The organism is Enterococcus sp. C57 (assembly GCF_040887305.1).
Lineage (GTDB): Bacteria > Bacillota > Bacilli > Lactobacillales > Enterococcaceae > Enterococcus_B > Enterococcus_B hirae.
On the sequence record NZ_JBFOFP010000008.1, the window covers coordinates 69,458 to 87,025 of the forward strand.

The following is a 17,568-nucleotide window of genomic DNA, read 5'->3' on the forward strand; positions in this document are numbered from 1 at the left end:
GATCACTCTCCTTGACGTTGAGAAAAAGCTTGATACATCAACAATCCAGCAGCAACACTCGCATTCAAACTTTGAACGTGACCGACCATTGGAATGGTCAAAAGTTCGTCCATTTCTTTTTTCAATCCAGGACTCATTCCTCGTCCTTCGTTACCAATCACTAAAGCAATAGCGCCTTTTGCATTCCATTTTTGGAAATTTGTACCATCCATATCTGTCCCAAAAACCCAAAAACCGGCTTCTTTTAGTTGTTGGACCGCTTGAACAAGATTGGTCACTCGTGCTACAGGTACATGTTCGACTGCTCCAGTAGAGGTTTTTGTGACGATTGGCGTAATGCCTACCGCCCGATGCTTAGGAATGATTACGCCGTCTACCCCACTTGCATCCGCTGTTCGTAGGATCGAACCAAAATTGTGAGGATCTTCAATACTATCTAAAATGACAAAGAAAGGTGTTTCTGTTTTTTCTTTGGTTTGCTGAAGAAGCTGGTCTAAGGATAAATATTCATACGGGGTAATCGCTAAGACTACTCCTTGGTGTACACCATGATCACTTAATGTATCTAATTTTTGTTTTGGTACCCATTTAACTGGTACAGCTTGATCTCTAGCAATGTTCTTTAACTCTTCGGTTTTTTCTCCCCGTGAGTCCTCTTGTAAAAATAATTTATTCCCTCTACCTTGTTGTAAGGCTTCTACTGCTGCATGATGACCAAAGACAAAATTATCTTCGATTGCTTCCTCTTTTTTCTCCCCAACTACAGGTTCATAGGAAGTGTCATAATGGTTTCGCTTTTTTTGCGATTTTTTCTGTGATGAAGCGTTCATTGGCTGTTTCGTTGCTTTTTTACGTTTGTTATAATGACGTTCTTTTTGTTCTCTACCCATTTTTTTCACCGACTTTCTGGATACACCATTCAATTAATTCTTCTAACCGTTCTGTTTGTTTCGTCAAATGCAGATACCCCATCAAAGCTTCAAAACCTGTGGCAATTCGATAAGTTGTGACATCTGCATTTTTTGCACTTGTATGACTTTTGGCATTTCTACCACGACGATAAAAAGTTTCTTCTTCTGGTGTCATCAATTTTTCTTCTAGCATCTCTTTAATCAGATAAGCTTGTGCTTTTGCTGAAACATAATTCGTGGCTGCTTTATGAAGTTTATTCGGTTTAGTCGCCCCTTGTTCGATCAAATAGTCACGAATATAGATCTCATAGATGGCATCCCCTACATAAGCTAAAGCTAGTCCGTTTAATTGTGTATAGTCTTTCATGCTTCTCTTCTCCAACGAGTTCCTTGCGGTGTGTCATCAAGCAAGATCCCTTTTTCTTTTAATTGGTCACGGATTTCGTCACTACGGGCAAAATCACGATTTTTTCTTGCTTGCGTACGTTCTTCGATCAACTGCTCGATCTCTTCATCAAGTAATTCCTCAGATGTAAATAAAATACCAAAAATAGCCAACCATTGGGTAAATAATGCTTCCCCTTTTGCTAGAACATCCGCTGAAACAGTTGTTTTCTCCAAATACGTATTTAACCATTTTGCCAATTCATAAACGACGGTAATTCCATTCGCAGCATTAAAATCGTCGTCCATTTCTTCAATAAAGCGTTGTTCGATTTGTTCAAGCTCAGCTAAATACTTTGTGTCATCCGCCAGAGATTTTTCTGCTGTTGCTAGGCGGAATTTAAGATTATCAAATGTATTTCTTAAGCGTTGCAAGTTTGTCGCTGCTTCCTTCATCGTTGCCTCACTATAACGAATCGGTCGGCGATATTGAGTTGTTGCCATGAAGAAGCGTAACACTTGTGGATCTACCGTTTGGATCATTTCATGGACAGTAATAAAGTTACCTAATGATTTACTCATTTTCTGATCATCATCGCCAATCGTGACGTAACCATTGTGCATCCAATAATTGGCAAATTTCTTTCCCGTTTTTGCTTCGCTTTGGGCAATCTCATTTTCATGATGTGGAAACTCTAAATCTTGCCCACCACCATGGATATCAATTGTTTCCCCTAAATGTTTCGTTGCCATAACGGAACATTCGATGTGCCATCCTGGACGTCCGGGTCCCCATGGAGAATCCCAAGAGATCTCATTAGGTTTTGCTTTTTTCCATAGTGCAAAATCAAGCGGATCTTCTTTCTGACTTTGTTCTGCTCCCGTCCGTTGACTCGCGCCCACTTCTAACTCATCAATCGATTGATCACTAAGTTGTCCATAGGTTGGAAATTTTCTTGTACGGTAGTAGACATCGCCATTTGATTCATATCCATAACCTTTTTCGATCAATACTTGGATGAAAGAAATAATATCTGACATATGTTCCATCACACGAGGATGCGCAGTAGCTGGCTCCACATTCAACGCCTTGGTATCTTCTTCAAATGCTTGGATAAAACGGTTGGCTACTTCTGGCGCCGTGATCCCTAATTCATTAGCAGCACGAATGATTTTATCATCTACATCAGTGAAATTGGAAACATAATCGACTTGATATCCCCGATATTCAAAGTAGCGTCGAATCGTGTCAAAAGCAATCGTGCTGCGGGCATTTCCAATATGAATATAGTTATAAACAGTCGGACCACACACGTACATACCGACTTTTCCTGCTTGAATCGGTACAAATTCCTCTTTTTGTCTAGTCAATGTATTGTAAATTTTTATCATTCTGATCTCCTCACTTTTTCTCCATTAATCCGTACTACTTTTGCAGGAACCCCCACGGCTGTAGCATAATCTGGAATGTCTTTTAAAACGACTGCACCGGCACCAATCTTCGTATGTTTCCCAATCGTGACCGGTCCTAATATTTGAGCATTGGCAGAAAGCATTGCCCCTTGTTTCACTGTGGGATGCCTTTTGCCCGTTTCTTTACCTGTACCACCTAACGTAACTCCATGAAAAAGAACTACATCATCAGCGACCTCTGCGGTTTCTCCAATCACGATCCCCATCCCATGATCGATAAAAACACCTTGTCCGATCTGGGCTCCAGGATGTATCTCGATTCCTGTTATAAATCGCCAAAATTGTGCATTGATTTTTGCCAGCAAGTAAAGTTTATGCTGATATAAGTAATGTGACACCCGATGCCAAAATAAGGCATGAAACCCTGGATATGTCAAAACGATTTCTAATGTTGAACGAGCAGCCGGGTCATTTTTTTTAGCTGCCTCTACCGCTCGGGCAAACCACCCCATCGTCATCGCTCCTTCCTCTCAATAATTTATGTAGTTCTCTGACAAATAAAGAAGCGCCTTTAACAAGTTTCCTTATTAAAAGACGCTAATTGGCGTGGTTCCACTTTTATTTATAATCAGATATGATTACCTCTAGCTGTTAACGTAAGCTTATACGTTCTCGACTACCTGAAATTCGTCACAAAGAGATGTGTCTATTTCACTCGCCGAAACCACTCCCAGAGGCATTTCAGTAAACATCGATCAGTGACTTCCACCGCCCGTCACCTCTCTTGAGATCAATGATTACTTACTTCTTTCTGTTCATCGTGTTTAGTTGATGACTTGATTTAAATGTGCTAATGATTTTTCACGACCAAGCAATTCGATCGTATCTGGTAATTCTGGTCCGTGCATTTGTCCTGAAACAGCTACTCGGATTGGCATGAAAAGATTTTTACCTTTAACGCCAGTTTCTTTTTGGACAGCTTTGATTGCTGCTTTTACGGTTGGGGCATCCACGACTTCCATTTGTTCTAGTTGTGCTTTAAACGCATTAAGAACAAGTGGAACAGTTTCGCCTGCTAATACTTCTTTAGCCGCATCGTTCAATACAGGATGTTCATTGAAGAATAAGGAAGAAGCTTCTACGATTTCAGCTGCGTAACTCATTTGTGGTTGATACAGACTAACGATTCTTTTGACCCATTCGATCGTTTTTTCATCAGGATTTTCTTGTACTCGACCGTCAGCGATCAAGTAAGGCAAGCACATGTCTGTTAACTTATCTAAATCCATTTCTTTCATGTAATGGTTATTCACCCATTGTAATTTCTTCGCATCGAAGGCTGCAGGTGATTTACTCAAACGATTTGGATCAAACATGTTGATCAATTCTTCTTGGTTGAAAATTTCGTCTTCGCCTACTGGTGACCAACCTAATAATGCAATAAAGTTGAACATTGCTTCTGGTAAGTAACCTAATTCACGATACTGTTCGATAAATTGTAAAATCGATTCATCACGTTTACTTAGTTTTTTCCCAGTTTCTGTATTGATGATCAATGTCATGTGACCGAATGTTGGTGGTGTCCAACCAAAAGCTTCATAGATCATCAATTGTTTAGGTGTATTTGCAATATGGTCATCCCCACGTAAGACATGAGTAATCTTCATCATATGATCATCTACAGCTACAGCAAAGTTATATGTTGGCATACCATCACGTTTTTGAATGACATAGTCGCCACCGATATTATCTGATTCAAAGGTGATATCCCCTTTGACCATATCTTTGAACGCATATTCCGTATTACGTGGTACACGGAATCGGATCACTGGTTCAATCCCTTGCGCTTCTTTTTCTGCTTGTTCTTCTGGTGTTAGATTTGCACAAGTACCCGCATAATGAGGCATTTCTCCACGTGCACGTTGTTCTTCACGAGTTGCTTCTAACTCTTCTTCTGTACAGTAACATTTGTATGCCCGATTACTTGCAAGAAGTTGATCAATCAAAGGCTGATAAATTTCTTTTCTTTCAGATTGACGATAAGGACCATATTCTCCAGGATTTTCAGGAGATTCATCCCAATCAATACCTAACCAAGCCAAATTTTCCAATTGGCTCTTTTCACCATCTTCAATGTTTCGTTTTTGGTCTGTGTCCTCAATACGAATAATAAAGTCTCCATCGTTGTGGCGAGCAAATAGATAATTGAACAATGCTGTTCGAGCATTCCCAATATGTAAGTGCCCAGTTGGACTTGGTGCATAGCGTACGCGTACTTTCGTCATTTTCTTCCTCTTCTTTCAAACTAGACTTTAAAATATGAGGCAAAACACGAAAAACATGTTCTGTTTTACATCCTCATATTTCTTAAAGGCTTTTTCATTAAAATGAAAGCCACTCAGCACAAATTTTACCTTTAATATGGGAAATAGTAAAGCCAACTGGTTGAATTTCCTTACCAGTTGGCTACTTTTTATACTCATATTCCGATTTTTCTTTCGTTAAGCATGTTTACTTTTTTCAGTTTCTTTTTTATTGTCTTTATTATCGATCCCACGACCTGCATGGGCTGGTTTTGCAAAAATCATCCGCCCGGCAGCTGTTTGTAAGGCACTTGTAACAACTACTTCGATATGTTCGTTCATATAATGCTGTCCATCTTCCACGACCACCATGGTGCCATCATCGAGATAAGCAACCCCTTGTTGACGTTCTGTTCCTGCTTTTACGACTAAAACATTCATGTTTTCACCTGGAATAACTACCGGTTTTACTGCATTCGCTAAAGCATTGATATTCAACACTGGTACATTTTGAAACTCTGAGACTTTATTTAAGTTATAATCATTTGTCACGATGACACCATCTAAAAGTTTCGCTAATTTGATCAATTTGCTGTCCACTTCAGTGATATCTTCAAAATCACCGTCATACATTTCAACAGAGATTCCTTCTTCTTTTTGCAAAGCATTGAGGATATCCAGCCCACGGCGTCCGCGAACACGTTTTAGGCTATCGCCAGAATCAGCAATATACTGTAATTCATAAAGCACAAAATTCGGAATCATCAGTGTGCCTTCTAAAAAACCAGTTTTGGTGATGTCATAGATTCGTCCGTCAATGATCACGCTAGTATCTAAGATTTTGTATTTATGAAAGTTCTCGCCTAATTTTCGTTCCAGTATTTGGCTCTCCACTTGACTAGGTGTTTCTTGTTCCACTTTCTTGTTTCTTGAACCAAAGATTTTTTTCCATTCATCGATTCGAGTGGTTCCCATCCTGAATCCTAAATAGCCTAAAATAACCATTAATAAGATGGGAAGAACACTATTTACAAACGGAATTTTCAAATTATATAGTGGCGTTGAAATAATTACACCTAAAGTTAGCCCGATAATCCCACCAATTGCACCAAACAATAGGTAAGTTAAACTAACCTCACTTAATTTTTCCTCAATTTGCTTGATAACAGCTGAGATATGTTTTGCCAATAGCAAAGACAATAAAAAGAAAATAAGTGCACCTAACAGGCTATTGGTAAATGTATTATTCAGCCATCCATTTGTTTGCTGACCAATTGTCTGCCAAGCCATTGGTAAAAAAGAAATACCTAAGCTGGCACCGACAATAATCATCAGCAAGGTGATGACACGTTTTTGCATACTCTTTCCTCCATTTCTTTAATTTTACTATTTTTAACGAAAGACACGTTTTAACGTTTCCGCCAAGGTAGCGACACCTACGACTTCAATGCCAGTCGGAGGATTCCACCCTCCTAGATTGTTCTTTGGCAAATAAACTTTTGTGAAACCCAGCTTTTGTACTTCTTTGACACGCTGTTCAATATGACTGACACGGCGAATTTCGCCCGTCAACCCGATTTCGCCAATAAAACATTCTGTCGGTTGTGTCCCTTTTTCTTTGTAACTGGAAGCAATACTCACAGCAATCGCTAAATCAATGGCTGGTTCATTTAATTTTACCCCACCTGCTGCTTTTAAGTAAGCATCTTGATTCTGCAACAGTAAGCCTGCTCGTTTTTCGAGAACTGCCATGATCAATGACACTCGGTTAAAATCTAAGCCAGTAGTGGTTCGTTTAGCATTTCCATACATTGTTGGTGTTACCAGTGCTTGGATTTCCACTAAAATTGGGCGGGTACCTTCCATCGCCACAACAATCGCTGAGCCTGTTGCTCCTTCTAATCGTTCTTCCAAAAAGATTTGGGAAGGATTCGCAACTTCTTCTAATCCATGTTCATGCATTTCAAATATACCAATTTCATTTGTTGAACCAAATCGATTCTTTACTGCTCTCAAAATACGAAAACTATGATGCTGTTCTCCTTCAAAATACAAAACAGTATCAACCATATGTTCAAGCATACGTGGACCCGCAATCGAGCCTTCTTTCGTTACATGTCCTACGATAAAAATCGCAATCCCATTTGTTTTCGCTATTTTCAACAACTCAGCAGTCGTTTCTCTCACTTGACTGACACTCCCTGCTACACTCGTAATATCAGGTTGTGTCATCGTTTGAATCGAATCAATGATCACATAATCTGGTGAAATCTGTTCGATGGCACGGCTAATTTCATTCATATCAGTTTCAGCATATAAGTAAAATTCTGTATTGATTGAGCCCAAACGCTCGGCACGTAATTTAATTTGTTCTGCACTTTCTTCTCCAGAAACATATAATACTTTCCCGCCGATATCAGCTAATTGTTGGGATACTTGTAAAAGTAATGTGGATTTACCGATGCCTGGATCGCCACCAATCAAAATCATTGACCCCGGAACTACGCCCCCGCCCAAAACTCGATTCAATTCATCTAATTTTGTTTTGACTCGTGGTTCCTTTTTAGGAATCACTTCTGCAATTTTTGTTGGTTTGGCTTTTTCTCCAGTCAAACTTGTTCGTGTTCTACGGTCAGTCGTATCTTGCTCGATTTCCTCGACCATCGTGTTCCATTTCCCGCAATTTGGGCAACGCCCTAAGAATTTAGGCGAAACATAGCCACAATTTTGGCAAACAAACTGGACTTTCGCTTTTTTTGCCATTGTCCCGCCTCCTTAAATAATTATTTTTGAATTAAATAAACCTTGAGTAGTTATACATCTGATGAACCAAAGCCACCTTTACGGGCCTGTTCTGTTTGGTCTTGATCTGCTTTTAAGAATGGTAAGAAAATTCCTTGTCCAATTCGCTCACCTTTTTTGATGACAACATCCTTCAAACCAAAATTAGTAAATTGGAACATGATATGCCCTTCATTTGCATCATTATTATAGTAATCACTATCAATGACACCTACTCCATTACTTAAAACTAAAAAACGCTTCAACGGATTACTTGAACGATTGGCTAACTGTAAAAATTCATTTTCTCCCATATAGGCTTTGATCCCAGTAGGAACAAGAACTGGTTTTAATGTTTTCTCGTCGACTGTTGTTTCTTCATTTTTCAATACCTCTGAAAGAGCTGTTATCCCTTGTTTTAATCCAGCTTTCCAAATACTTGGAATAACAATATCTTCTGCCGCTTCAAAATCATATCCAGCAGCATGATGAGTTGCTCGTTGAGGTAATTGTATCTTTTGTTGTGCATATGTTGAAATAACTTCAAATCCTCTTTTTCTCACCGAATTTCCTCCCAAAATAGACTATATTTATTTTACCATATTCATGATACCAAAAGGACGACTTAAAAAATTCTTCATTAATTTATGTTAAGATGAATAAAATACTGCTGTCATAAAAAAATAAATTTTATACATGACTTTATGGTGTAAAACAAGTAGAATAGAACGAAATCAAAACGTGTATTTAGTTAGAGGTGTCACATGCGAAAAGAAGTTACAAAAGCCAAACGAATTGTTATTAAAGTGGGAACGAGTACTTTAATCTATCCCAATGGAAACATCAACCTCGCTGCGATTGATCAGCTTGCCTTTGTCTTGTCTGATCTTCGGAATCAAGGGAAAGAAGTCGTATTAGTTTCATCCGGCGCTGTTGGTGTCGGGATGCACAAAATGAATCAAGCTACACGCCCCACAACGATCCCGGAACAACAAGCAATTGCTGCGATCGGACAGGCAGAATTGATGAACATTTATAATCAACGTTTCAGTGTTTACAATCAGCAAACAGCTCAAATCCTCGTTACTCGGGATGTGATCGATTTTCCTCAAAGTCGAGTCAATGTGATCAACACACTTGAACAGTTATTAGCAATGGGAACCATCCCGATCGTTAATGAAAATGATACTGTAGCAGTCGATGAACTTGAACATACAACGAAATTTGGTGATAATGATCAACTATCTGCGATCGTTACAAAATTGATCACAGCAGATTTATTAATTGTTTTATCTGATATTGACGGATTTTATTCCGCCGATCCTTCAAAAAATCCAGATGCAAAGATGTATCAAACTGTTTCGGTCATTGACGAGTGTTTAATGGCACAAGCGGGTGGTGCTGGCAGCACCTTTGGAACAGGAGGAATGTCTAGTAAGTTACAAGCAGCATTACGTATTTTTGAAGCCAACAGTACAATGATCCTGGCAAACGGAAAAAATCCTACCATTATCTTCGATCTTTTAGCCGGTAAAGAACTTGGAACCTTATTTAAGGAGGAACACGTATGACTGATTTAAATCAACTTGGAAAAAATGCAAAACAAAGCGCCCAAACTCTTGCTTTGATGAGTACAGAACAGAAAAATGACCTTCTCAAACAGATGGCATTGATGCTCAAAAAAAATCAAGGAGCGATACTTGAAGCCAATCAGAAAGATTTAGAGCAAGCAACCGAAAATCAGATGAGCGAAACGATGCTTGACCGCTTACGCTTAACGCCTGAGCGTATCCATGATATGGCTGAAGAAATCAGTAAAATCGCTTCATTAGAGGATCCAATTGGAAAAGTAGAACAAATGTGGAAGAATGCTGATGGGTTACTGATTGGAAAAAAACGTGTCCCACTTGGTGTCATCGGAATCATTTATGAATCTAGACCGAATGTGACGACTGATGCAGCCAGTTTGGCTTTTAAATCAGGAAATGCCGTTATTCTTAGAGGCGGAAAGGAAGCTTTCTTTTCCAATCAATTATTAGTGAAGCTTCTGCAACAAACGTTAACTGATGCTGGCTTGTCTCCTTACGCTGTTCAATTTGTGGACGATACATCTCATGAAACGGCTGCTGAATTAATGAAATTAACAGAGTACTTAGATGTGTTGATTCCTCGAGGCGGCGCAAATTTGATCAGAAGAGTGAAGGAACAAGCCACAGTCCCAATCATTGAGACTGGCACTGGTAACAATCATATTTATATCGATAAAGATGCTCAGTTGACCATGGCAACGAATATCATCGTCAATGCAAAAGCTTCTCGTCCATCTGTTTGTAATGCTGCAGAAACATTGTTGATCCATTCAGAGATCGCTCCTTTCTTTTTACCTGTTATTGAAAAAGCATTAGTAGAACACGGGGTTTCTCTACGTGCAGATACGCGTGCCATGGAATATTTAGAAACTGCAACCCTTGCAGAAAAAGCTGATTGGGATACGGAATATCTAGACTATATTCTGGCTGTGAAAGTCGTTGATTCTTTAGATGAAGCGATCGACCATATCAATCGCCATAATACAAAACATTCTGAAGCCATCGTTACGGATAGTTACCAAGCTAGCCAACGTTTCTTGAACGAAGTGGACGCCGCTGCGGTTTATGTGAATGCCTCAACTCGTTTTACTGACGGAGCTGTTTTTGGTTTTGGTGCTGAAATCGGTATTTCTACTCAGAAATTACATGCTCGAGGTCCGATGGGATTGAATGAACTGACCTCTACGAAATATATCATTTACGGCGAAGGTCAAATCCGCTAAAATGTTTCACACGAAACATTTTAGTCTTCACAATAAAAATATGACAAAATTTTTCTTTATTTTTTGATTCTTGAAAAGTTTTTTAGTTAGAAAGGTTACTTTTATGTTCGAAATTTTCACGATATTTTTAGTATACTTGATTTCTTTAAACATCGCTGCCTTTATAGGAGTGATGATTTTAGCCACTTTTTTCCAAATAAAAAAAAGAAATTTTAATCCCACTCAGGAAAAATGGCAAGTTTATCTTCAAAAAATTGGTCCTAAAGGCATTGTTCAAAGGCTACATGTTAGTTATATGCTCGCTTTAGGCATTTTAGCTGTGATCAATTACAATCTAGCGTTCCACCATTCGATTGCTTATACGATCACTTTATTGATTGCCGGGTTTTTCCATTTGTCTTTCAAATATCAATTAAACAAAAACAACTTACCCAAGCGCTTTAACTAGAATGCCTCATATCTACAATGAGTGAAATAAGCTATTATCGACTAAAAGAAACGCATTAAGCGTAATTTTAAGTCGATAATAGCTTATTTTAGCCAAGATGATCTTCATTATCGTTAGAAAAAATGGCAAACCCATCGAATGTCTCACCATCATAATATCTTAACAATTCTTCTGTCGACAGATTCATTGTTTTTTCTTTTTCTATTTCCATATCTGTAAGTAGTTGTTCACGATAGGCTTGATACATACTCGCTAGTTTCTGGTGCATGATTTTTCGAGATTCTCCTGTCGCATTGATTACAGGCAGCTCTTTTAGATAACCACCATAAACGGGTCGATCATCCACCAACTCGATGGGAAGTTCAACCAACGTGATACCTACTTCTTTGAAATATTCTTCAATCATCGCTTTTCCTCACTTTTTACTGGCTGTGTCTTATTCTCATCATAACATGATTTATGACAAAAACAGTGTATTCATTGACCTTTTTCGTTGAAACACATGTTAAAAATAAACCCTCTCACGATACCAGTTACCAGAACTGTAGATCGAACGTCACAAATAACAGAAAAAAAACCTTGAAACACAGTATGTGAAATTCAAGGTTTTATTGATTCATCATTAACTATTTTTTTCGGTTTTTATTCTTTCTTTCAAAACCTCATTTTTATTGATCTTCATCTGTTACAAAATAATTTTGATGATGAATAATACAAAAGACACTAATCACGACAATGATCGCAGCAAAATAAAAAGCATAACTTTCACCTAGTTTTTCGCCAATGATCCCTGCAATAAATGGCGCTAATGCCCCACCAAAGAAACGAACAAAGCTATAACTTGAAGAAGCCACATTTCTTGGTAAACCTGGTATCTCCATAGCAATCGTTGTCAATAATGTATTGATGATCCCTTGGAAAAAACCTGAAAGTACAATGCTGATTGGCACTAAAATTTGGATAGTTGAACCGGCACCTAGTAACGCCAAACAAATAATAAAGAAAACAAACGCTGCTAAAATCGTTCGGTAAGTAGTGAATTTTTGTTCTAGTACTGGTGCGACAAAAATCGAAGCAATTGCTAATAAAACGCCCCAACCAAAGAAAACAAAACCGACCTCTAACTCACTATACCCCACTAATAAGAATGGTGCATAGGCAAGCAACGTAAAGAAACCAAAATTATATAATAAGGCAATCAGACCGATTGAACGCAATTTGTGATTACTTAACGCCTTGACCCCTTCCCAAAAACCAACCTTTCTTTGTGGTTTTCCTGCCTCTGGAAGAAGAATCGCCAATGCTAAAAAGCCAATAAACATCAACGTAGCTACTCCATAAAAAGGATACCGCCACGAGCCACTTCCTAGTATACCACCAACTAATGGTCCAACAGCCATCCCACAGCCTAGTGCTGCTTCATACATCATAATAGCTTTTTCAGTGTTACCCACTAAAATACTTACAATAGTCGCAAGTGCTGTTGAAACAAATAAAGCATTCCCTACACCCCAACCAGCACGCAATCCGATCAATGTACCAATATCATTGGATAATCCACCTAAGCCAGCAAATACAACAATAATGACCAAACCTGCCATCAATGTTTTTTTCAAACCAATTCGACTCGATAAAAAACCTGTAAACAACATCACTACTCCCGTTACCAACATGTAGCTCGTAAATAATAATGTCGTTTGGGCAGGTGTTGCATCTAATTGAGCAGCAATCGTTTTTAAAATGGGATCTACTAAGCCGACTCCCATAAATGCAAACATACAAGTCGCAGCGACTACTAACGCTGAATTCTTTCCTTTACTTTGTTCCTGTCCTTTCTCTGTTAGTTCTTCTTTGATTTCTATTTGATTCTCCAAATTCCCCATTCCTTTCTCTATCTAGCATCATACATGATTTATTTTACATGTCAATATGCACACGTAAAAACAAAAATAAAAAATATGCTATAATAAGAGAAAATCAGTCAGGAGGTATCGTATGAATACTTTAGCCTATATCTTATTATGCGTTCTTTTGTCTAAACCTCGTTCCGGTTATGAACTAAAACAATTAATCACCATTTTCTGGGAAGCTCACCACAGCCAGATTTACACGACACTGGCTAAATTAGACCAGAAAGGTTATATTTCTGTCCTGGAAATCGAAGAACATTCGCAGAAAAAAATTTATACCCTCACCAATGAAGGAAAAGCGATCGTAGAAGAATGGATCAAAGAAGAGACCCCTGCTCCTACTCAAAAAGATGAATTTTTAGCCAAACTGTACGCTTTTTCTACCTTAGATAAAACAACAGCGACGGGTCTTTTATTTACAAGAGAACAACAATTAAACAAAATCATGCAAAAAAACCAAGCAAAACTAGCAGATCTTTCAGTAAATAAAAAAGAGGAATTTGGACGTTATGTCGTTATTCAACGAAGAATTTTACTTTGCCAGCAAGAACTACAATGGTGTACACAGATTCGTGAAATGATGCAAACATTTTTTGATTAATTGTTCTTAAAAAAAGAGCATGTGACTGAAGTAGCTCATTCAAAAAATAAACGAAAATTCCTAATAAGCGTATACGCAATTTTAGGCAAGTTCTTTTATCTCTTGATGCTATACAAGTCGCATCCTCTTTTTTTATAATCTAAAAGATCTTTTTAGTTTTGGATCGTGCTTAATACCAATCGAGAGATAGGACCTACGATTAGTAATTGCAAAGGCAATGCAACAATCACATTCATTTTCCATGCGGTAAGGTACGCTGAAAGTAATTGGTCAGGTATTCCCTGCTCAATCACAACACCAAACAACGACATACAGGTAACCATTCCTAGGACCATCAGACAAGAAATCGTTACGATCATTTGAAATTTACTTTCTGAATTTACTGGCAACTTGAAAGCTATTTTTTTCGCAATCACACCAACAATAAAGACATCTAGAATAAACGCCACGATGAATCCTGGAACTAAACCAATCAATAGATTTGAAAAATATAAATCCCCATGAAGCCAGAGATTATACACACTCATTCCTAAGACCATGAGAAAACACATTAGTGATGTAAAAATAATTCCTTCTTTTTTGTTTGTAGGCAACTATACCACTCCTTTAAATTTGTCACGAAAAGTATCGTAGCATATTTCTCATTTTCTCGTAAGTGTTTTTTTTATTACATTCAAAAAAGTCAATCTTCTACTTATCACTTAAATGCAAAAAAAAGAGCCTGATCCCAGACTCTTTAAATAGGTGTGAAAACGAATAAACAGTGTTCAACCAGCTACTCTTTGAAATAAGTCCGAATTTTTCAAAACAAAAAAACTGGTTCCAAAAAATCTTTCTTAAGGTTATCAGAGCTAAACGATGCTTCACGACCTTTTGTTCACGGTTTTCACTGACTAAACTTTCAGCAATAAACTCAATAAGAAACAGTAAGCAGGTAAGTGTCAACCGTAAAAACCTTATTTTTATACTTCTTGTCACTTGTGAGAATTTACCCTTGTTTTATAAAATTAAAAACGTTGTATCAACCGCTTTTTACAACTATTGATTCAACAATTCTTCTAGTCCATCTTTTAAAGAGACAAGTGGATGTCCCAAAGCTTGTTCAAAATCTTTTGAGGAAACATCGAGTTGATTATTCTTGATATCTTTTTGAATAGCTGCAAACATTTGTGCAGCAGATTCAGGATAACCAGCCTTCTCTAAATTTTTGATGAACTCATGGTCATTGGTAGCTACAATATCAATAGGTTTGCCTGTCACTTTTTTTAATTCTTTAGCTAGTTCTTCATACGTAATCGGTTTACCCGATAATTCAAGAACTTCTGGAAAGTTCAAGTTCGCTAGTGCTTTTGCTGCAACTTCGGCATATTCTCGTTTTAATGCCCAGCCAGTTTTACCTTCACCTGCTGAATAAATAAAGCGCCCATTCTTTAAGGCAAGTTCAATGAGTGGCCATTCATTTTCTAAGTACCAATTATTACGTAAAAAAGTATGTGCGATTCCAGAATCAGCAATTACTTTCTCTGTAAACTGATGATCTGGCGCTAGAATACTGGTCGAGTGATCGGCATCAGCAAAACTAGTATAAGCAATGTAAGAAACACCAGTTGCTTTTGCGGCCTTCACAACATTTTCATGCTCAGCTTGCCGATTACCAGGTGCACCAGACACAAACAACAAGCGATCAATTCCCTGTAAGGCATTTTTCATAGAAGAATAATCAGCATAATCTCCGAAACGGACATTCCAACCCTTTTCTTCAAGTGTTTTCCCCTTTTCTTCATTCCGCGCCAACACATAGATATTTTCCTGAGGAACGAGCTGTTTTAAGTACTCCATAGCATAGTTACCAAAACCACCAGTTGCTCCAGTAATGAGATAATTCATTCTAACCACTCCTTTTTTCACATTGATAAATTTTTTAAATAAAACCTGTACATTTTTAAGTTACACCATTATCTTAAAGAGTATGTTAAAATAAGTCAAGAATAAACGTCGAAAGGAATGGGATAGTATGAAATATTCTTTACAATTGAGCGATGCGATCCACATCTTAGCCTACATAGCAATTTTTCAAGATAGCGATATGTTATCTAGTGAGATGATTGCGAAAAGTATTGAAACCAGTGCAGCTAATGTCCGTAAAATCATGAGCCGACTAAAAAAAGCGAATTTGATTATTACGCAAGTCGGAAAAGCTGCACCTTCTTTAGCTCGTTCTCCTGAAAAAATTTCACTTTTAGATATTTATAAAAGTATTGAAGGAAATACTAATCTCATTCAAGTAGATCCGAAAACAAACCCAAATTGTATCGTTGGTGCGAATATTCAAGAAACATTGACGGCAAGCTATACCCAACTCCAAGCAAAAGTAGAGGAAGAAATGTCACATATCACGTTAGACTCTTTGCTACACAAAATTGCTGTATTAGAAATTGAAAAACGCCCTCACAATCACGAAAGAATAAAAAAATTTCTTTAAACAACGATTGGTAATTATTTTACTATAAAAAATATGCCTAAAAATAGCCATTTATATTAAAATTAAATAACTTACGTATCAACAAAAAAATACTGTTTTTCATTCATTTATCCGTTAAACTTATTAAGTAAGAATTAATATAAAGGAGGAGATTAGGTGAACAACTGGAAAGAATATTTTTTAGAAACTACAATAGATTTAGGATACTCCTATTTTATTGGGGAACAGGTAAAAAACTTTAAGGTTAAGCAAAAACAGATTACTGCCAACATTACTAGTAATGAAAACTATCATGCAATCATTGACCTCGTTGACCACTTTTATTTAGAAAAAATGGTTTGTAGCTGCCCCTGCTTATCGAATGATCATTGTCCCCATTTAGTAGCCGTTTTATTCGAATACAATAAATACTTACAAAAGAAAGATGCAAATAACAGCGCATATTTGGTTTCCTACGCGGAAGATTCACAAATCCGTCCTTTTTTAAAGATGATTTTAAAGGAAAATGACCACTTAGCAAAACGTTTTCAACAATATATTTATTCAGATGCTTCTTTTGATATCAATAAATATCAAGCATACTATGAGAAACAATCTGCTTCCTCGTTGAAGAAAGAACCCGCAGACAAAAAAAGAGGATTGAAAAAAAAGAAACAAATTTTATCTGTTAAACAAATGGAGTACTTAAACTATTCCAAGCAAAAAATTCAACATACTATCCAAGAAAACTGGCACTCCCCTACTATCAGGACACAATATGTTAATTACTTACTTAAAAACAGAATATACAAAGAAGCAGAAAAAGTATTACAGGAGAGTCTGCTTTTGGATCGTCAATCTCCTGATCTCGTTCAACTTCATCGTTATTCTCTAAAAAAACTCTATTATAAATTAGGAAAAAAAGAAGCATACATAAATCAAGTTTTTAAGTTATTGATTGAGAATGATGCATTAGATATGAATCTAGTTCACCAATTGAAAAAAACTTGTTCAAAAGACGAATGGATATCGTTGCGAAACCGTTTGTTCCAAGAATTGCATAATCATCAAGACATTGGCTTACTTTATTCACAGGAAAAATGCTATGATCTATTATTGAATCGTGTGTTAGAGACCTCTGGAATCAAAGAAGCTAATCGTTATTTCAATATTTTAAAAAAACAGACTCCCGAAGCACTATTACAGAAATATGAATATGAATTGCGGAAAATAGCCCACACTATGACTACTCGGAATCATTATCATAAACTGGTGAGATATATTGAAGAAATGGCTACTTTACCAAACAGCATGATCTCGGTTCAATTGTTGATCAAAGAATTAAAAGAAAAATACCCGCGAAAAAAAGCAATGATCCAAGAATTAAAATTACTCGAAAAAAAAATGTAACTATTTATTATGCCAACGTTATTTACGAGTGATCCTGAGTTTTTGCCAAAGACAGAAAAAAATGCTTTAAACTTCAATAATTAGAAGAAGTTTTTCAAAAAAATTACCGTTAAGAGTCTGGGACAAAAAAGGAC

At 37.2% G+C, this 17,568-nt stretch carries 18 protein-coding genes and 1 other annotated feature; of the genes, 6 read left to right on the top strand and 12 right to left on the bottom strand.

All coding sequences use genetic code 11. From position 1 onward, the window contains the following. Window positions 1-2: 2 nt before the first annotated feature. The 8 genes from rlmB to AB5M32_RS10515 form a co-directional block, all read right to left on the bottom strand. The gene (rlmB, locus tag AB5M32_RS10480; RefSeq protein WP_010720632.1) at window positions 3-890 is read right to left on the bottom strand and encodes a 23S rRNA (guanosine(2251)-2'-O)-methyltransferase RlmB; all 888 of its coding nucleotides are present in this window, start codon (window positions 888-890) and stop codon (window positions 3-5) included. After that, window positions 883-1,278 carry a Mini-ribonuclease 3 gene (locus AB5M32_RS10485; protein WP_010720633.1) on the bottom strand — a complete coding sequence of 132 codons (396 nt, stop codon included), beginning with the start codon at window positions 1,276-1,278 and terminating at the stop codon, window positions 883-885. The genes rlmB and AB5M32_RS10485 overlap by 8 nt, the downstream gene beginning before the upstream one ends. Continuing rightward, window positions 1,275-2,687 (bottom strand): cysteine--tRNA ligase, encoded by a 1,413-nt coding sequence (cysS, locus tag AB5M32_RS10490; protein ID WP_053765951.1) that lies wholly within the window; start codon window positions 2,685-2,687, stop codon window positions 1,275-1,277. The genes AB5M32_RS10485 and cysS overlap by 4 nt, the downstream gene beginning before the upstream one ends. Beyond that, window positions 2,684-3,220 (bottom strand): serine O-acetyltransferase EpsC, encoded by a 537-nt coding sequence (gene epsC / locus AB5M32_RS10495; protein WP_010720635.1) that lies wholly within the window; start codon window positions 3,218-3,220, stop codon window positions 2,684-2,686. The genes cysS and epsC overlap by 4 nt, the downstream gene beginning before the upstream one ends. Before the next feature lie 75 nt (window positions 3,221-3,295). After that, window positions 3,296-3,536, bottom strand: a binding site (T-box leader). After that, window positions 3,533-4,993, bottom strand: a complete 1,461-nt coding sequence (gltX, locus tag AB5M32_RS10500; protein ID WP_010720636.1) for a glutamate--tRNA ligase — start codon at window positions 4,991-4,993, stop codon at window positions 3,533-3,535. (Overlaps the previous feature by 4 nt.) Window positions 4,994-5,209: 216 nt before the next feature. After that, a complete protein-coding gene (locus tag AB5M32_RS10505) occupies window positions 5,210-6,370 on the bottom strand; it encodes a PIN/TRAM domain-containing protein (RefSeq protein ID WP_010720637.1) in 1,161 nt (386 codons plus the stop codon). 33 nt (window positions 6,371-6,403) lie between these two features. Continuing rightward, complete coding sequence (gene radA / locus AB5M32_RS10510) at window positions 6,404-7,774, bottom strand: DNA repair protein RadA (RefSeq protein WP_010720638.1); 1,371 nt, start codon at window positions 7,772-7,774, stop codon at window positions 6,404-6,406. A gap of 50 nt (window positions 7,775-7,824) precedes the next feature. After that, a complete protein-coding gene (locus AB5M32_RS10515; protein WP_178287042.1) occupies window positions 7,825-8,355 on the bottom strand; it encodes a dUTP diphosphatase in 531 nt (176 codons plus the stop codon). 201 nt (window positions 8,356-8,556) lie between these two features. Between AB5M32_RS10515 and proB the strand changes: the two genes are divergently transcribed. The 3 genes from proB (at window position 8,557) to AB5M32_RS10530 (ending at window position 11,052) form a co-directional block, all read left to right on the top strand. Continuing rightward, window positions 8,557-9,363, top strand: coding sequence for a glutamate 5-kinase (gene proB, locus AB5M32_RS10520; protein WP_010720640.1), 807 nt, complete (start codon window positions 8,557-8,559; stop codon window positions 9,361-9,363). After that, window positions 9,360-10,604 (top strand): glutamate-5-semialdehyde dehydrogenase, encoded by a 1,245-nt coding sequence (locus AB5M32_RS10525; RefSeq protein ID WP_034700060.1) that lies wholly within the window; start codon window positions 9,360-9,362, stop codon window positions 10,602-10,604. The genes proB and AB5M32_RS10525 overlap by 4 nt, the downstream gene beginning before the upstream one ends. A 103-nt stretch (window positions 10,605-10,707) precedes the next feature. Beyond that, entirely contained in the window at window positions 10,708-11,052 is a 345-nt protein-coding gene (locus AB5M32_RS10530; protein WP_368024459.1) for a hypothetical protein, read from the top strand. 88 nt (window positions 11,053-11,140) lie between these two features. On the opposite strand, the gene AB5M32_RS10535 is transcribed toward AB5M32_RS10530, so the two are convergent. Together AB5M32_RS10535 and AB5M32_RS10540 are read right to left on the bottom strand one after the other, a co-directional pair. After that, window positions 11,141-11,458 carry a hypothetical protein gene (locus tag AB5M32_RS10535; protein ID WP_010737260.1) on the bottom strand — a complete coding sequence of 106 codons (318 nt, stop codon included), beginning with the start codon at window positions 11,456-11,458 and terminating at the stop codon, window positions 11,141-11,143. Between the two features lie 262 nt (window positions 11,459-11,720). Continuing rightward, the gene (locus AB5M32_RS10540; protein ID WP_053765955.1) at window positions 11,721-12,935 is read right to left on the bottom strand and encodes an MFS transporter; all 1,215 of its coding nucleotides are present in this window, start codon (window positions 12,933-12,935) and stop codon (window positions 11,721-11,723) included. A gap of 112 nt (window positions 12,936-13,047) precedes the next feature. Here AB5M32_RS10540 and AB5M32_RS10545 point away from each other — a divergent pair, with 112 nt between their 5' ends. Beyond that, the gene (locus AB5M32_RS10545) at window positions 13,048-13,563 is read left to right on the top strand and encodes a PadR family transcriptional regulator (RefSeq protein ID WP_178287040.1); all 516 of its coding nucleotides are present in this window, start codon (window positions 13,048-13,050) and stop codon (window positions 13,561-13,563) included. Between the two features lie 152 nt (window positions 13,564-13,715). On the opposite strand, the gene AB5M32_RS10550 is transcribed toward AB5M32_RS10545, so the two are convergent. Together AB5M32_RS10550 and AB5M32_RS10555 are read right to left on the bottom strand one after the other, a co-directional pair. Then, on the bottom strand, window positions 13,716-14,156 hold the full coding sequence (locus AB5M32_RS10550) for a DUF2798 domain-containing protein (RefSeq protein ID WP_010720646.1): 441 nt from the start codon (window positions 14,154-14,156) through the stop codon (window positions 13,716-13,718). 445 nt (window positions 14,157-14,601) lie between these two features. Then, entirely contained in the window at window positions 14,602-15,450 is an 849-nt protein-coding gene (locus AB5M32_RS10555; RefSeq protein ID WP_178287038.1) for an SDR family oxidoreductase, read from the bottom strand. A gap of 127 nt (window positions 15,451-15,577) precedes the next feature. Between AB5M32_RS10555 and AB5M32_RS10560 the strand changes: the two genes are divergently transcribed. Both AB5M32_RS10560 and AB5M32_RS10565 read left to right on the top strand, forming a co-directional pair. After that, window positions 15,578-16,045 (top strand): Rrf2 family transcriptional regulator, encoded by a 468-nt coding sequence (locus tag AB5M32_RS10560; protein ID WP_010737255.1) that lies wholly within the window; start codon window positions 15,578-15,580, stop codon window positions 16,043-16,045. A 156-nt stretch (window positions 16,046-16,201) separates the two neighbouring features. Further along, window positions 16,202-17,434, top strand: a complete 1,233-nt coding sequence (locus AB5M32_RS10565) for an SWIM zinc finger domain-containing protein (protein WP_034700067.1) — start codon at window positions 16,202-16,204, stop codon at window positions 17,432-17,434. The last annotated feature ends 134 nt before the right edge of the window (window positions 17,435-17,568 follow it).